The sequence below is a fragment of the Chryseobacterium sp. HNCC26DJ240 genome, assembly GCF_057180485.1.
The window spans coordinates 155,237-170,356 of record NZ_JBXUGK010000003.1; the positions used below are offsets into that span (position 1 = coordinate 155,237).

The window sequence follows — 15,120 nt, forward strand, 5'->3', positions numbered from 1 at the left end:
ATTGATTTGTCTAAGCTCAATCAAATTTCCCACCAAATTAATTGGTTTTTTCTAAATTTCCAGCAGATTTTCGACCTGTCTCTTTTAACATTAGTGAAATCAAAATCGCCAGCACAATTCCTCCGATCCAAAAAAATAATGAGTTTTGAAAATGGCCGTCAGCATCAGAAAACCCTAAAGTTTTACCAAAAAAATGACTGAATACAGGACTTAATAATGTCGTCACGCCGAAAGTGATAAAATTGATGGCTCCCGTAGAACTTCCTTTCACAAAATCAGGATTTGTTTCTTTGATCACAGAATACGGAATCATAGCCGCTCCCGAGCCAACACCCAAAATAAACATGGTTAATTTCGCAGGAAATAATTGCGGTAAAAATGCGAGTTGCAGAAGACTCAAAATCATTATTATTGCTCCAGCAACCAAAACTGGTTTTCTCCGACCAATTTTATCGGTAATAAATCCTAATAGCGGACAACCGAAAACCCATCCAAAGGCAACCATTCCGCTGGTTACTGCTGCATCATGGAAAGCAAACTGCTTATCTGTTTCGAAGAATGCTACTGCCCAAGTCATTGCAAAGATTGTTGTCGGCGCAAACAACAGTCCTGAAATCAAACCACAAAGCCACGACTGAGGATTTTTAAAAACAATTTTATAGGTTTCAAAATAGCCTATTTTTTTTGAATTAATATCGGTCTCCTTTTCTGAATTTTCTTTCGGTGTTACGAAATAAAGTGCAAAAGCCGTAATAACAGTAAAAATTCCGGACCAAAGCCAAAATGTATCGATATTCATCCCCGATTCTACCCACGGACCAACTACAAACTGTCCGGACGCGCCACCCAACATTCCCAAGCATTGGGTAAAACCAATCGCAGTCGCTAAAGATTTAGATGAAAAACCTTTGCTTGCCAGATAAACACAACCCGGAAATGCAAATGCACAACCAGCGCCTTGCAAAAGTCTTCCTGAAACTCCGGCAAACTGACTTGAAATCAAAAACAACAAAGCTCCAATCCCTAAAATAAATGTTCCCACAAAGAGAGATTTTTTGCCCCCGAATTTATCCAAAGCAATTCCCGCAAGCAAACTGCAGGTAGAATAGGTGTAATAATAAGTACCCATCATCCAAACCAAATCAAGATTATTGGTATTAAAATGACTTGAAAGTTGGGGCAACATCACTGCAGGTGCAGATCTGATCACATAGTCCAGAAAATAAAAAACAAGCCCGAAAACCCAGGCAATCACATAAAACTTCTTCAAAGAATCACTCATCACGTAAGAAAAAATTGAACTAATAAAATAATATTGCCCTGATTTTCAAAAGCAAATATCTATCTTCAAAGGTAATGAATTATTAAAGATTCTAAATGAAACAAATATTTTAATCGCAAAAAAAGAATCCGCAAAAAATAACGGAGCCTAATATTTTTAAAGAATTTCAATCTGATTTCTCAGCAAATCTTCAAATTCATCTCTTTTTCTAATCAAATGTGCTTTTCCGTCTATGAAAAGAACTTCTGCAGGTTTCAATCTCGAATTAAAGTTGGAACTCATCTCAAAACCATAGGCTCCGGCATTGTGGAAAGCCAAAACATCGCCTTCTCTCACTTCATTCAATTTTCTGTCCCAGGCAAAAGTATCCGTTTCACAGATATTTCCGACAACCGTGTAAATTCTCTCCGCACCTTTCGGGTTTGATAAATTTTCAATTTGATGATAAGAATCGTAGAACATTGGACGAATCAAATGATTAAATCCAGAATTTACACCTACGAAAACTGTTGCTGTAGTTTGTTTGATTACGTTTGCTTTCACTAAAAGATAACCACTTTTTCCAACTAAAAATTTACCCGGCTCAAACCAAAGTTCGAATTTTTTGCCTGTTGATTTTGAGAATTCTGAAATTACTTTCTCTACTTTTTTACCCAAAGTTTTTACATCCGTTTCTTCCTCACTGTCCTGATAAGGGATTTTGAAACCGCTACCCATATCGAGATATTTCAGATTCGGGAAATGTTCTGATAATTCAAGCATAATTTCCAAAGCCTGAAGGAAAACATCCGGATCTTTAATTTCGCTTCCTGTGTGCATGTGAAGTCCTTCTACATTCAGGTTTGTAGATTTCATCACTCTTTCAATGTGACGAACCTGATGGATAGAAATACCAAATTTTGAATCGATATGCCCTGTTGAAATTTTATAGTTCCCACCAGCAAAAATATGTGGATTGATTCTTACTAAAATAGGATATGTATTCCCATATTTGTTCCCGAATTGCTCTAGAATAGAGATGTTATCAATGTTAATGTGAACGCCGAAAGCCATCGCCTCCTCGATTTCTGCTAAGTCAACACAATTGGGAGTAAATAGAATTTTTTCTTTTGGAAATCCTGCTTTTAAGCCTAATTTGACCTCATTTATTGATACACAGTCTAGAGAAGCTCCCAGATTTTTGACATATTTCAGAATATTAATATTTGTCAATGCCTTCGCTGCGTAGAAGAACTTGGTGTGTTTTAAAAAAGAAGATGTAAGTTTTTCGTATTGTGTTTTGATGGATTCTGCATCGTAAACGTACACCGGTGTGCCAAATTCATTGGCAATCTTCAATAATTCTTTTGAGGTCATATTTTAAAATTTTACATAAAAAAAGACAGATTCTTCGAGAAGAGTCTGCCGCAATATTATTTTTTATGCAACGCAACTCTTAGGTATTCCAAACCTTTGAAAACTTTACAGCTCCCTTTTTCCCGGTTTGTTTTTGTTTAAAATTCTGCATTGCTATTTTTAATTCTTGTGCAAAAATACTATTTATTTTGAGAAATTGAAGTTGAAACTTCTTTAATACTGATAAAATTATATTTGAAACTTAAACGCTTCCTTATTTTGGCAAAGGCAAGGTTTCAAAATCACCCCTGAGCAAAGCCATTTGAAGATCATTAATTAAATCTGAAGACTGAAAACAGGTGTCTATTTTTAATTTTGACAATTTGCTTAAAGTCTGTATTTGTGTGAAAAGTTCGTAGAACCCAAAAGACATAACCTTTCCGTTTTCGATGATAATGAAAAGTTTTTCGCCTAATTTTCTGCCTGAACCCAGCCAAAGTTCATTCCTTTTTCTAAAGTCAATTTTATTTTGTAGAATTTCCGCAAACTCAAATTCGGGTTGTGAAGCTAAAAACTGAATCGCTTTTGCTCCCTGAGTGTAAGATTTAAATTTAATTATTGGCTTTTCGGTCCTATTCAGTTTTGTTTTTTCAGCTAAATACTGATTGTTTCTGAAATACAGTCCGTACGGAAAAATATCTCTTTTTCTGATATTCTTGGAATTCAGAATCAGCTTAGCGATAATATCATTTCCGGTGAGTTCAAAATGAATTTGCTCAACACCATTCTGAATGGGCTCCCATTTTTTAGATTTAGAATTAAAAATTTTTTTTGAAAACTTATTGATATCCTGAGCGTGCTCAGAGAAAATAATTTTCCCATTTTCGTCCTGAAAATAAACAAATCCTTTTTCGTTGGGTAAATCCTGAGTTAAAAGCTTGATTTTATTAATATAATTCTTGGCATTAGTCTCATCATGCTGTTTCTGAATGATTTCGTTTTCTGTATCTTTTGAAATCAAAAGTTTAAACAATTCTAAAGTTGCCCTCGCATCACCATCTGCCCGGTGAGCATTTGTCAAAGGAATTCCAAGAGACTTCACCAGCTTTTGCAAAGAATAACTAACTTCATCAGGAATCAGTTTCTTAGCCAAAGGAATTGTATCTAAAGTGTTGATTTTGAAATCATAACCAAGCCTTTGAAAAGACTGCCGAAGCATTCTGTAATCAAAATCAATGTTGTGACCAACTAAAGTAGTCCCTTCAGTAATTTCCACCACTCTTTTTGCCAGTTCATGAAATTTCGGAGCGGTTTTCACCATTTTCGGGCTGATATTGGTCAGTTTTTGTACAAAAGGAGTAATATCACTTTCGGGATTGACCAGCGAAATAAACTGGTCTACAATTTTGTGACCGTCATATTTATAAATGGCGATATCGATAATGCATTCTTTTCTGAACCCTGCACCATTGCTTTCTATATCTATAATCGAATACATTATAATTATTATCTAAATTAAAATAAAAGCCAAGCTTTTGAAACCCTAAGAATTTAAAACATTAAGAAAATTAAATTTGTAAGTTTTCTTAAGAGGAAATGTAAACATTTCTTAAGCATTCCGCTTACATTTGCCTGCAAATTCTTAATCATTCTCAACTTCTTAAAAAAATCTTAATGGTTAAAAATTTATTTAACTGTATTTTAAATCTTGGCTAATCTGCTAAAATAATAAAATTTATCTTAAAGCCTCACGCTGCACAATTATCTTCTTCTTTTGCCCAGTCCCAGCATTCCTAAAATAGCTTTTGCACCTTCTCTCATCAATGTGTTGGCGAATGTTCTTCCGGCACTGCTTTTCATTACCTGCTCAAACATTCCCGGCTCTTCTTTTACTGGTTTTGTTTTTTGTGTAGGAGCTGAATTTTCAACAGCCTGTTCCATTCTTTTCACCAAAATTTCATAGGCAGATTCGCTGTCAACCGGCTTTTCATATTTTGAAACCAAAGCTGACTTCGATGTTAAATCTGAAACTTCTGCATCATTCAAAACATCCATTCTTGATTCAGGAGAAATTAAATAAGTATGAACCAATGGCGTTGGAATACCTTTTTCGTCCAAAGCAGTGACAAAAGCTTCACCAATTCCTAAGTTTTGAATTAATTCTGAAGCATTGTAAAATTCCGTCGTCGGATAATTTTCAACGGCTTTTGAAATTTCCTTTTTATCTTTTGCAGTAAATCCTCTTAAAGCGTGCTGTATTTTCAAACCCAATTGCGAAAGCACATTTTCAGGAACGTCGCCCGGAATCTGAGTAATAAAATAAATTCCAACTCCTTTTGAACGAATCAGTTTGACCATCGTTTCAATCTGGGAAACCAGTGCTTTGGAAGATTCATCAAAAATCAAGTGGGCTTCATCGATGAAAAGCACCAATTTAGGTTTTCCGCTGTCGCCTTCTTCAGGGAAAGTCATATAAATTTCAGCAAAAAGCGAAAGCATAAACGTCGAGAAAAGTTGTGGCTTATTCTGAATATCAGCAACTCTTAAAATATTGACAACGCCTTTTCCATCGCGAGTTTCAAGTAAATCGTGAACATCAAAACTTAATTCCCCAAAGAAATCTGCAGCACCCTGCTGTTCCAATGCAACAATTGATCTTAAAATCGCTCCCAAAGACGCTGAGGCGATTGAACCGTAATTCGCCGACAATTCAGCCTTGCCTTGTGGATTATCGGTTACATATTGAAGAACTTTTTTTAAATCATTTAAATCAATCAAAGGCAAACCTTTGTCGTCGCAGTATTTGAAAACAATCGACATGATACTTTGCTGGGTATCATTAAGTTCCAAAATTTTACTTAATAAAACAGGACCAAATTCAGTAACGGTCGCTCTCAATTTCACCCCTTTCCCACCGGAAATACTCATCAGTTCCACCGGAAAAGCCTGCGGATTATACGGAAGTTGAGTTTTTGCGTAACGTTCTTCGATGATAGAATTCATCTGTCCGGACTCTGCAATTCCTGAAAAATCACCTTTAATATCTAAAACCAAAGATGGAATTCCGGCGTGAGAAAGTTGCTCTGCGAAGACCTGAAGTGTTTTTGTTTTTCCCGTTCCGGTGGCTCCGGCAATCAGACCGTGACGGTTGATGGTTTTTAAAGGAATTGTAACGTTTACTTCTGTGACTACATCGCCATCCAACATCCCTTTTCCTAAAATTATATGTTCTCCTTTCGGAGTGTATCTTTTCGAAAGCTCGTCAATAAATTTTGTTTTGTCTGCCATTTGATTTTTTTAACATCTAAAGATAAAGTTTTTTGCAAAATATTGGGTTTAGTTTTTATCAAATTCATAATAAACTATCTTTAAAAAGAATATAATGGAATATGATATAAAACAGTCTACAGTTTTTACAGACTTTTAGAAACAACTTAAAACCTGACATTTAATAAGTTCCATTAAGTTTTAGCACCATAAAATTTTAATATTGAAAGAAACTATCACACAGAATTATCATTTCTTTATAATTAATTCCTTACTTTGTAGCTTATAATTTTTACAAATAAAACTCAATGAAAATTGAACAAATATATACGGGATGTTTGGCACAGGGTGCATATTATATTGTATCCGAGAATGAAGCAGCAATCATAGATCCGCTGAGAGAAGTAAAACCATATCTTGACCGCCTTGAAAAGGACAATGTCACTTTAAAATATATATTTGAAACGCATTTTCATGCAGATTTTGTCTCAGGACATTTGGATTTAAGTAAAAAAACACACGCACCCATTGTATACGGGCCGACTGCTCAACCAGAATTTGAAGCTATTATCGCTGAAGACGAACAAATTTTTGAGATCGGAAAAGCGAAGATTAAAGTTCTTCACACGCCAGGCCACACCATGGAAAGCACAACTTACCTTCTGATTGATGAGAGCGGTGTTGAAACTGCAATTTTTACCGGAGACACTTTATTTTTAGGAGATGTTGGCCGCCCTGATTTGGCTCAAAAGGCAGGAACAATGACTCAAGAAGATCTTGCCGGAATTTTATACGAAAGTTTACACAGCAAAATTTTACCTTTAGATGACAGCATTACCGTTTATCCTGCTCACGGCGCTGGTTCGGCTTGTGGTAAAAATATGCAGAAAGAAACAGTTGATATTCTTGGAAATCAAAAAAGAACCAATTACGCATTAAATCAGCCAGATAAAGAATCTTTCATTAGAGAGGTTTTAGACGGATTAACTGCTCCACCAAAATATTTCGGAATGAATGTAGCGATGAACAAAGGCGGTTACGAAAGCCTTGATGATGTTATGGACAAAGGTTTAAACCCAGTTTCCGTGGAAGATTTTGAAAGTTTCGCAGAAGAATCCGGAGCTTTGATTTTAGATACTCGCGGTCCTGCAGATTTTCATAAAGGATTTATTCCCAACTCGATCAACATTGGTCTGAAAGGAGATTTTGCACCGTGGGTGGGAAGTTTAATTGTTGACGTAAAGCATCCTTTGCTTTTGGTTGCCGATGAGGGAACTGAAGAGGAAGTGATTACCAGACTAAGCCGAGTTGGTTTTGATAATGTTTTGGGCTATTTAAAAGGAGGTTTCAGTTCGTGGAAAAATTCTACAAAGGAAATTGATGAAGTGAAAAGAATCACTCCAGCTGAATTTGTAGAACAGTTTAATGAAAATTCAAAAATCATTGATGTAAGAAAAATCGGTGAATATTCTGCAGAGCATATTGATAATGCTTACAGCAGACCTCTAGACACGATCAGCGACTGGGTTTCAACGGTTGATGATTCTGAACATTTCTTTTTACACTGCGCCGGAGGTTACCGCAGCATGATTGCCGCAAGCATCCTCAACTCTCACGGAATCAGAAACTTTACTGAAATTGAAGGTGGTTTCAACGGCATTAAAAAAACAGAAAAACTTCCGGTTTCGGATTTTGTCTGTCAGTCTAAAACGCTTTAGGAATTACTCTTTTCCAATATTAAAGACTATGACAGTAGAGCAAATTGAATCTGAAATTGACAAGGCGTTTATTGAAACATTTCTGATACCACGAAAAAAACTGGTTATAGATTTTCTAATTAACTATTTAAGTTCAGATTTCAAATTCAGAGAAGATGATGTAAAGATTAATGTAATAAGTCTTTTCATGTACGCTCCAAGTCCACTCAGCTTTCTTTTTATTGAACCAAATTATGAGTATTATTTACCTGACAACACAGTAAACAGACCAGAGATATCTCTTTCAAGTTATTCTTACATTGAAGTTGATGAATTATGCCTTAAAGTTTTAGATAAAAACAAAATAGATTATTCTAAGCATTTAAATTTGTTAGGCGAACTTGACCCTGCTGTTTACTGGGAAAACAAATCTGTTTTAGAGCATAATTTTCTTCTAGATTGTTGGAAAAATGCAAAAGAGGCAACAAATTCAGAATTATTAGGGTTCTTAGAATATTCAGACTTTGCAGGTGGAGTTTATGATTTAGATTCAGGACATTGTATTTCTGACGACAATTTGGAGGCTAATGAATATTTAGAAAGTAAAAATATATTTTTTGAAAAAGAACTTTAGAAAAATTTAAAACAATGTCACAAAAATTTCAGGAACTTATAGGATCAGAAAGACCCGTACTCATCGATTTTTTCGCAACATGGTGTCAGCCTTGTAAAGTGCAGTCATCGGTTTTAACGACAGTGAAAGAAAAAGTGGGTGAAGGCGCAAGAATTGTAAAAATAGACGTAGACCAATATCCTGCAATTGCCTCTCAGTACGGCGTTCGTGGTGTACCTACTTTGGCAGTTTTTAAAAAAGGAGAATTGCTTTATAAAGAAAGCGGTGTGCACGATGTGAACCGTTTGACGCAGCTTTTGGAGCAGTATATTTAGGTTGAGGCTTAGGTTAAGGCTGAAAATATAATTTATTCGCACACAATGCACGAATTTTCACAGATGAATGGCAGTAAAATGTTTGGAAATAATATTGCCACGAATACACGAATTTAATTAAGGCTGCTTTTAATAAAACGAAAAACATTCGGGCATTCGTGGCAGAAAAATCTGTTAGAAATTCAAACCTTAACCTAATCAATAATCTCAAAAGAATCCCTGTCATTCAAAAACTGAAAGTGATTTCTGAAATCTTTCAATTCATCTAAATTCAGTTCCGCTAATACCAAATTTCCTTTTTTGTCTGAAATCTCTTTTCCGTCAGCAAAAAAACAGTGCGAACTTTCCTGATAAAAAAGATTATTGCCATCGGTTCCGATTCTGTTTAAACCAAAAACATAGGAAAGATTTTCAATTGCTCTCGCTTTAAGCAAATGCTCCCAGGCTCCTACTCTTTTTTCAGGCCAGTTGGCAACATATAAAATCGCATCGTAATCATTGTTATTTCTTGCAAATACTGGAAATCTTAAATCATAGCAAACCTGCAACAGAAAGCGAATTCCCAAAAATTCAACAATTACCCTCTCTTTTCCCGGTGTGTAGACTTTATCTTCTCCCGAGAACGAAAACAAATGTCTTTTATCATAATAAACAACTTCAGAATCAGGATTTACGAAGTACATTCTGTTATAGAAATTACCATTTTCAGCAACGGCAGCACTTCCGCAGAATGCAGCATTTTTTTCCTTTGAAATTTTCTTTAAAAACTCAAGTGATTCTTCATTTTTATCTGAAACCTCATCAGCATCCATACAAAAACCCGTTGAAAACATTTCGGGCAAAAGAAAAAGGTCTGAATTAACATTTTCAAATTCCCTCTCAATTTTTTCGAAATTTTCCTGTTTATTTTTCCAGACAATGTCGAAATTTAATGCTGTAATTTTCATATGTAGATTTTATTGTTTTTAAAGGTCATCCCGAACAATCGGTATAAGTTATGCAATCGCCACATCTGGCGATTTCAAAAACATTCAATAAAGTTCTTAAAATTACGTTTTTTCATTGAAATCGGTTTTATTTTTGCTGCTACCGATTTTTATTAAATTTAAAAAAGAAATTATGAAGAAATTGTTTTTGATGATGATTTTCCTGTTTTCTGCATCATTATTTCACGCACAAGCTTACACCGGAAGTGGTGATCAAAAAGTAACCGCCGGACTTGCTGCGTGGGGCTACGGAACCGGAATTGCGGGAACTTACGATTACGGAATCAATGATCTGATTTCTGTAGGAGCGGGATTGAATGTTTATTTTGAAAATTTTAAAGACAATGACAGCGACAATCGTTTTTTTGCCTTTGGAAGAGTAAATTTTCATTTAAATAAAACTCTTCAGTTACCGAAAAAGCTTGATATCTATCCCGGTGTAGATGTTGGAGTTCTGTACAAAGAGTTCGGAATTGGTGCACACATCGGTGCAAGGTACTTTTTCACAGAAAACATCGGTGTATTTGCTGAAGTCGGCAACAATGGCAGTCTTGGTGTCTCGTTTAATTTTTAAATCCTGCAATAAGATATGACAAAGCTTCTCATTTCGAGAGGCTTTTTATTTGGCATCGTTTTGATAATCGTTACATTTGCAAATTATAATTTAAAAACATTTAATGGAATTAGCAATCAAGATCTTTCAATTTATATTAAGTATCTCTATTTTAGTAATTCTTCACGAGCTTGGGCACTTTTTGCCTGCAAAATGGTTTAAAACCAAAGTTGAAAAATTCTATTTATTCTTCGATCCATGGTTTTCAATAGTAAAAAAGAAAGTTGGTGAAACCGAATACGGAATTGGCTGGCTTCCTTTCGGTGGCTATGTAAAAATCGCCGGAATGGTGGATGAAAGCATGGATACCGAGCAACTGAAGCAGCCTGCACAACCATGGGAATTCAGAGCTAAACCAGCTTGGCAGAGATTAATTATAATGATGGGGGGAGTTACGGTAAATTTCTTTTTGGCTTGGTTAATTTATTCGTGTCTGATTGGAAACAACGGTGAAAACATCTTCGAAGCAGAAAGAATTACTACCCCTTTACACTACACAGAAGCTGCTAAAAAAATGGGCTTTCAGGATGGTGATAAAATTTTAAAAGTTGACGGTAAAATTCAGAGAGATTTTAAAAAATTAGCTTTAGATGTTTTATTAAGTGACGAAATTACAGTTGAAAGAGGCGGAAAAGAAGTTACTTTCCCTACAAATGACGACGGAAAAGCTTTAGCCTTTAATGATCCTGAACCTAAAGCATTTCTTACACCGAGATTAACTCCAATTGTCGACACCATTGTTACCAAATCAACATCTGATGCAGGATTGAAATTGGGTGATAAGATTTTAGCTATTAATTCAAAACCGATCAAGTTCTATGATGAACTAAAACCTTTGGTTGTTCCAAACGCAGGCAAAACAATTGATTTACAGGTTTCCAGAAACAACCAAAATATTGATTTAAAAATTCCGGTTTCAAAAGACGGTACGCTCGGGATTTTAAGTTTTAAAGAACTCAAAAAATATAACAATCACGTTGAGTATAGCTTTGGAGAATCTGTTACAAGAGGATTCACGCTTACAATTGAAAGTCTGACTTATCAGATAAAGCAGTTTAAGCTGATTTTCAATAAAAAAGTTCAGGGTTACAAGAAAGTCGGTGGCCCACTAGCCATTATCAATAAAATGCCTGTTGACAGGGATGCATCAGGAAATGTTTCTATCAACTGGACAGATTTTTGGGCATTTACAGCAATGTTCTCAGTTTGGTTGGCATTCCTAAATCTAATTCCTATTCCAGGATTGGATGGCGGACACGTTATTTTTACTTTATATGAGATGATTGTAGGAAAACCTGTACCACAGAAAGTCTTAGAAAACGCTCAGATGGTAGGAGTTATCTTCCTGTTAGGCTTGATGTTACTGATCTTTGGAAGCGATATTTTCAAGATGATAACGGGAAGTCTTTAAAATTTTTGAAAAATTTAATTCAAAAACTTGCGTGGTATAAATATCCGTCCTATATTTGCACCACTTAAAAATAAGGACATTCCTCCTTAGCTCAGTTGGTTAGAGCATCTGACTGTTAATCAGAGGGTCGCTGGTTCGAGCCCAGCAGGAGGAGCAAAACCGCAGTCAAAAATGATTGCGGTTTTTTTATGTATTACATTTATATTTTATATTCTGAATCCGCAGACAAATTTTACATTGGATACACTGAGCATCCGAGAGAAAGATTATTGAAACATAATCATCAAGAGAACTTTAATACTTTTACCAAAAAGTTCCGGCCTTGGAAAATGACAGCTCTCTTCGAGGTTTCAACAGAGAAATCTAAGGCAATAAAAATTGAGAAATTTATTAAAAAACAGAAATCAAGAAAATTTATACAAATGCTTTGCGATACGAACTCTGAACTTTCAGGGGAATTAGCTCAGTTGGTTAGAGTCCCGAAACTTCGGGATTAATCAGAGGGTCTTCCGCACGTGCGAGCCCAGCAGGAGGAGCAAAAAGACTTACAGAAATGTAGGTCTTTTTTTGTGTCTATTTTTTTCAGCTTCTCAATTTATTTTAAATTTAATTTACTGAAAAATAATCTGATAGATCGTTTAAGGTTTTTTTTAGAGAAAAAACATTTGTGTAATATTATTTTTCCTTTTATATTTGCACCACCTTAAAAGAGGAACATTCCTCCTTAGCTCAGTTGGTTAGAGCATCTGACTGTTAATCAGAGGGTCGCTGGTTCGAGCCCAGCAGGAGGAGCAAAACCGCAGTCAAAAATGATTGCGGTTTTTTTATGTTTCATATTTAACACTTCCATTCTCATCAAATAAACTTTCGACGCAACACAATATTCACAGTGTTTTTTTCGTTACATTTGCACCTTAATAATCAGACACAAAAGCTCTTAAAAATATTTTAGTTTAAATAATTTACAGCACGCTTTTTGTTTAAGCTAAATGCTCGATGAATCAAATGATGTCTACACAGATTTATAAATATTTCCTTTTTATATTTTCCCTCTTTACCACAGGCTTTTTCTTTGCACAAAATTCCGTTTCCGGAAAAATAACAGACGCTAAAACCAATAAAGACCTTGCCGGAGTAAGCATTTTCATTAACGACAAAGACAAAGCCGTTTTAACGACTACAACTTCCCAGTTTACGGTAACTTCAGATACTGTTATTTACAAAATAAGATTTGAGAGAAAAAATTATGCTTCCTACGAGGTTAGTCTTATTGAAAACAACCTTCAGATAAAACTTTCTCCCGAAAAGGAAAGTGCGATTGCCGAAGTGGTAATTCAAAACACCAAGCCGAAATACAAAAACAAAAAAGAAAACCCAGCCTACGCAATCATGCAGGAAGTCTGGAAAAGAAAGAGAAACAACGGACTCGAAAAATTCGACAGCTACAGCTACAAAGAGTACGAAAAAATACAGTTTGACGCCAATAATATCGATAGTGCTTTTATGAACCGAAAGGTTTTCAATAAACTCGATTTTATCTTTGACTACGCAGATTCTACCGCAAACGGAAAAATGGCTCTTCCAGTATTTCTCAATGAATCTATCTACGAAAATTACGGTTTAAATCGCCCTACCAAAAAAACTAAAAAGCTCCTTACCGCACAGAAAACTTCAGGATTTCAAGATAATCAGGTGGTAACTATTACTGCAAAAAATCTTTATCGTGAAATTAACATTTATGATAATACTTTAAATTATTTCGATATCGGATTTCCAAGTCCCGTGGCAACAGATGGCTTCAGCACTTACGATTATCAATTGACTGACACCATTTCCATCAGCGGAAACAGAGCTTACAGAATTCGCTACGAACCACGCAGAAAAGATGTCTTAGCATTTCAGGGGTATCTCTATATTGACACAGAAACTTACGCAGTTTTATCTGCAACGCTAAAATCGACAAGTAAAATCAACGTTAATTTCATCAATTCAATTTCTACTGAACTAGAATACAGCAATCCTGATGATGAAACTTTCTTACCTAAAAAGGTTGTGACTCAAATTGAACTTACTCCGTTTTCAAAAAAGAAAAATTCTAAAAGTCTTATTGCAAGGCGTTCGGTCGATTACTCAAATTATCAGTTTAATCAACCTCTAGCAGACGACCTTTTCATAAGAAAAGAAGAGGAATATGATGACAAATTTGTAGAAAAAAATGATGAATTCTGGGCTACAGCAAGACCAGATTCTCTTTCAAAGCAGGAAAAAGGTGTTTATGAAATGCTTGAAAAGCTTCAGGAAACTCCAAAATTCAACCGAATTGTAAAACTATATGAAACATTAGCTTCGAGATATTACAACGTCACAAAAGGCATTGACTTAGGTCCAATCACATCAATTTATGGAAAAAATGAAGTGGAAGGAGACAGAATTAGAATTGGAGCAAGAACTTATTTCAGCCAAAACGATCCCTGGAGAATTGAATTTTACAATGCTTATGGTTTCAAAGATCAGCAATTCAAATATGGCGTGGAGGGGCGATACATGTTCAACCGTGTCAACCGTTTTATGATTGGTGGAGGCACCAAAAGAGATATCACTCAATTAGGTGTTCAGCTAACGACAGAAGACGGCATACTGTCCCGTTCATTTGCATCTTCAACGGTTTTTGCAAGAGGAGAAAACTCTTCTTTAAGCTCAGTAAGCCAGACAAGTTTTTTCACATCAATTGAGCCTTGGAAAAACTTCCAGGTGAGAGTTGATGGGACTTTGCAGAGCATTAAATCGGCCAATCCTTCCGGTTTTAATTTAATGTATTACCGAAATGGTGATTTAAGAAAAACCACCAATGATTCGCATGTTACTATCAGTTTAATTGCAAGACCTGGAGCTAAATTTTCACAAACCGGCGTCGACAGATATGAGCACGGAACTTTGGCACCAACAATCGTTTTAAAATATACGAGAGGAATTGAAGGACTTTTTAATGCGGATTTCAACTACAACAAACTTCAGTTTATGTTTTACAAGCCAATTCTTATCGGAAGTTGGGGGAAAACTTTATTGAATTTCGAAGCAGGAAAAAACTTTGATACCGTTCCTTTAGCTTTACAGAATATCATTCCGGCAAACCAGAGCTATGGCTTGGTTCCAAACACTTTTTCACAGCTGAATTATTACGAATTCGTAGCCGATACCTACTCTACACTTCATATTGAGCATCATTTTAACGGAAAAATTCTTTCTTTTATTCCTTTAATCAAGAAATTGAAGCTGAGAGAAGTTGCATTCATTAGAGGAGCTTACGGAAGCCTGAGTGATGCTTCCAAAAACATCAATGTTGATAATCTAAAATATTCGGCTCCAGACCAGCAAATCTATTATGAATACGGATTCGGTATCGAAAACATCGGTTTCGGCAACATCAGAATCATTCGTGTAGACTTCAACTGGAGAGGGAATTACCTTGACCGTCCGGATGCCAACAAATTTGGAATTAAAGCAGGTTTTCAGTTTAATTTTTAACTTAGAAAACTTATTTGCAAGATTTGACACATGAGTCACATAGATTTTAATATCCT

The 15,120-nt window shown here is 35.5% G+C and carries 12 protein-coding genes and 2 tRNA genes; 9 read left to right on the top strand and 5 right to left on the bottom strand.

Translation table 11 applies throughout. From position 1 onward, the window contains the following. Positions 1-37 precede the first annotated feature (37 nt). The 4 genes from AC2A1G_RS06790 to AC2A1G_RS06805 all read right to left on the bottom strand — a co-directional run bounded on the left by AC2A1G_RS06790 (position 38) and on the right by AC2A1G_RS06805 (position 5,905). Positions 38-1,282 carry an MFS transporter gene (locus AC2A1G_RS06790; RefSeq protein ID WP_484046173.1) on the bottom strand — a complete coding sequence of 415 codons (1,245 nt, stop codon included), beginning with the start codon at positions 1,280-1,282 and terminating at the stop codon, positions 38-40. A gap of 156 nt (positions 1,283-1,438) precedes the next feature. Then, positions 1,439-2,638, bottom strand: coding sequence for a diaminopimelate decarboxylase (lysA, locus tag AC2A1G_RS06795; protein ID WP_484046174.1), 1,200 nt, complete (start codon positions 2,636-2,638; stop codon positions 1,439-1,441). Between the two features lie 253 nt (positions 2,639-2,891). Continuing rightward, the gene (locus tag AC2A1G_RS06800; protein WP_484046175.1) at positions 2,892-4,115 is read right to left on the bottom strand and encodes a 3'-5' exonuclease; all 1,224 of its coding nucleotides are present in this window, start codon (positions 4,113-4,115) and stop codon (positions 2,892-2,894) included. A 263-nt stretch (positions 4,116-4,378) separates the two neighbouring features. Beyond that, positions 4,379-5,905 carry a helicase HerA-like domain-containing protein gene (locus AC2A1G_RS06805; protein WP_484046176.1) on the bottom strand — a complete coding sequence of 509 codons (1,527 nt, stop codon included), beginning with the start codon at positions 5,903-5,905 and terminating at the stop codon, positions 4,379-4,381. Positions 5,906-6,192: 287 nt separating this feature from the next. Between AC2A1G_RS06805 and AC2A1G_RS06810 the strand changes: the two genes are divergently transcribed. Genes AC2A1G_RS06810 through AC2A1G_RS06820 form a run of 3 tightly spaced genes read left to right on the top strand, consistent with a single transcriptional unit; the run spans position 6,193 to position 8,529 of the window. Further along, complete coding sequence (locus AC2A1G_RS06810; protein ID WP_484046177.1) at positions 6,193-7,602, top strand: MBL fold metallo-hydrolase; 1,410 nt, start codon at positions 6,193-6,195, stop codon at positions 7,600-7,602. A gap of 28 nt (positions 7,603-7,630) precedes the next feature. Continuing rightward, the gene (locus AC2A1G_RS06815; RefSeq protein ID WP_484046178.1) at positions 7,631-8,215 is read left to right on the top strand and encodes a hypothetical protein; all 585 of its coding nucleotides are present in this window, start codon (positions 7,631-7,633) and stop codon (positions 8,213-8,215) included. Between the two features lie 14 nt (positions 8,216-8,229). Beyond that, a complete protein-coding gene (locus tag AC2A1G_RS06820) occupies positions 8,230-8,529 on the top strand; it encodes a thioredoxin family protein (RefSeq protein WP_484046179.1) in 300 nt (99 codons plus the stop codon). A gap of 194 nt (positions 8,530-8,723) precedes the next feature. On the opposite strand, the gene AC2A1G_RS06825 is transcribed toward AC2A1G_RS06820, so the two are convergent. Then, the gene (locus tag AC2A1G_RS06825; protein WP_484046180.1) at positions 8,724-9,476 is read right to left on the bottom strand and encodes a nitrilase-related carbon-nitrogen hydrolase; all 753 of its coding nucleotides are present in this window, start codon (positions 9,474-9,476) and stop codon (positions 8,724-8,726) included. A gap of 172 nt (positions 9,477-9,648) precedes the next feature. Here AC2A1G_RS06825 and AC2A1G_RS06830 point away from each other — a divergent pair, with 172 nt between their 5' ends. The 6 genes from AC2A1G_RS06830 to AC2A1G_RS06855 all read left to right on the top strand — a co-directional run bounded on the left by AC2A1G_RS06830 (position 9,649) and on the right by AC2A1G_RS06855 (position 15,064). Then, a complete protein-coding gene (locus AC2A1G_RS06830) occupies positions 9,649-10,089 on the top strand; it encodes a DUF6646 family protein (RefSeq protein ID WP_484046181.1) in 441 nt (146 codons plus the stop codon). Positions 10,090-10,192: 103 nt separating this feature from the next. Further along, entirely contained in the window at positions 10,193-11,539 is a 1,347-nt protein-coding gene (rseP, locus tag AC2A1G_RS06835) for an RIP metalloprotease RseP (protein ID WP_484046182.1), read from the top strand. Between the two features lie 80 nt (positions 11,540-11,619). After that, positions 11,620-11,693: transfer RNA gene (locus AC2A1G_RS06840), tRNA-Asn, on the top strand. A 34-nt stretch (positions 11,694-11,727) separates the two neighbouring features. Further along, a complete protein-coding gene (locus tag AC2A1G_RS06845) occupies positions 11,728-12,036 on the top strand; it encodes a GIY-YIG nuclease family protein (RefSeq protein ID WP_484046183.1) in 309 nt (102 codons plus the stop codon). 221 nt (positions 12,037-12,257) lie between these two features. Beyond that, positions 12,258-12,331: transfer RNA gene (locus AC2A1G_RS06850), tRNA-Asn, on the top strand. A gap of 213 nt (positions 12,332-12,544) precedes the next feature. Continuing rightward, positions 12,545-15,064, top strand: a complete 2,520-nt coding sequence (locus AC2A1G_RS06855; protein ID WP_484046184.1) for a DUF5686 family protein — start codon at positions 12,545-12,547, stop codon at positions 15,062-15,064. The last annotated feature ends 56 nt before the right edge of the window (positions 15,065-15,120 follow it).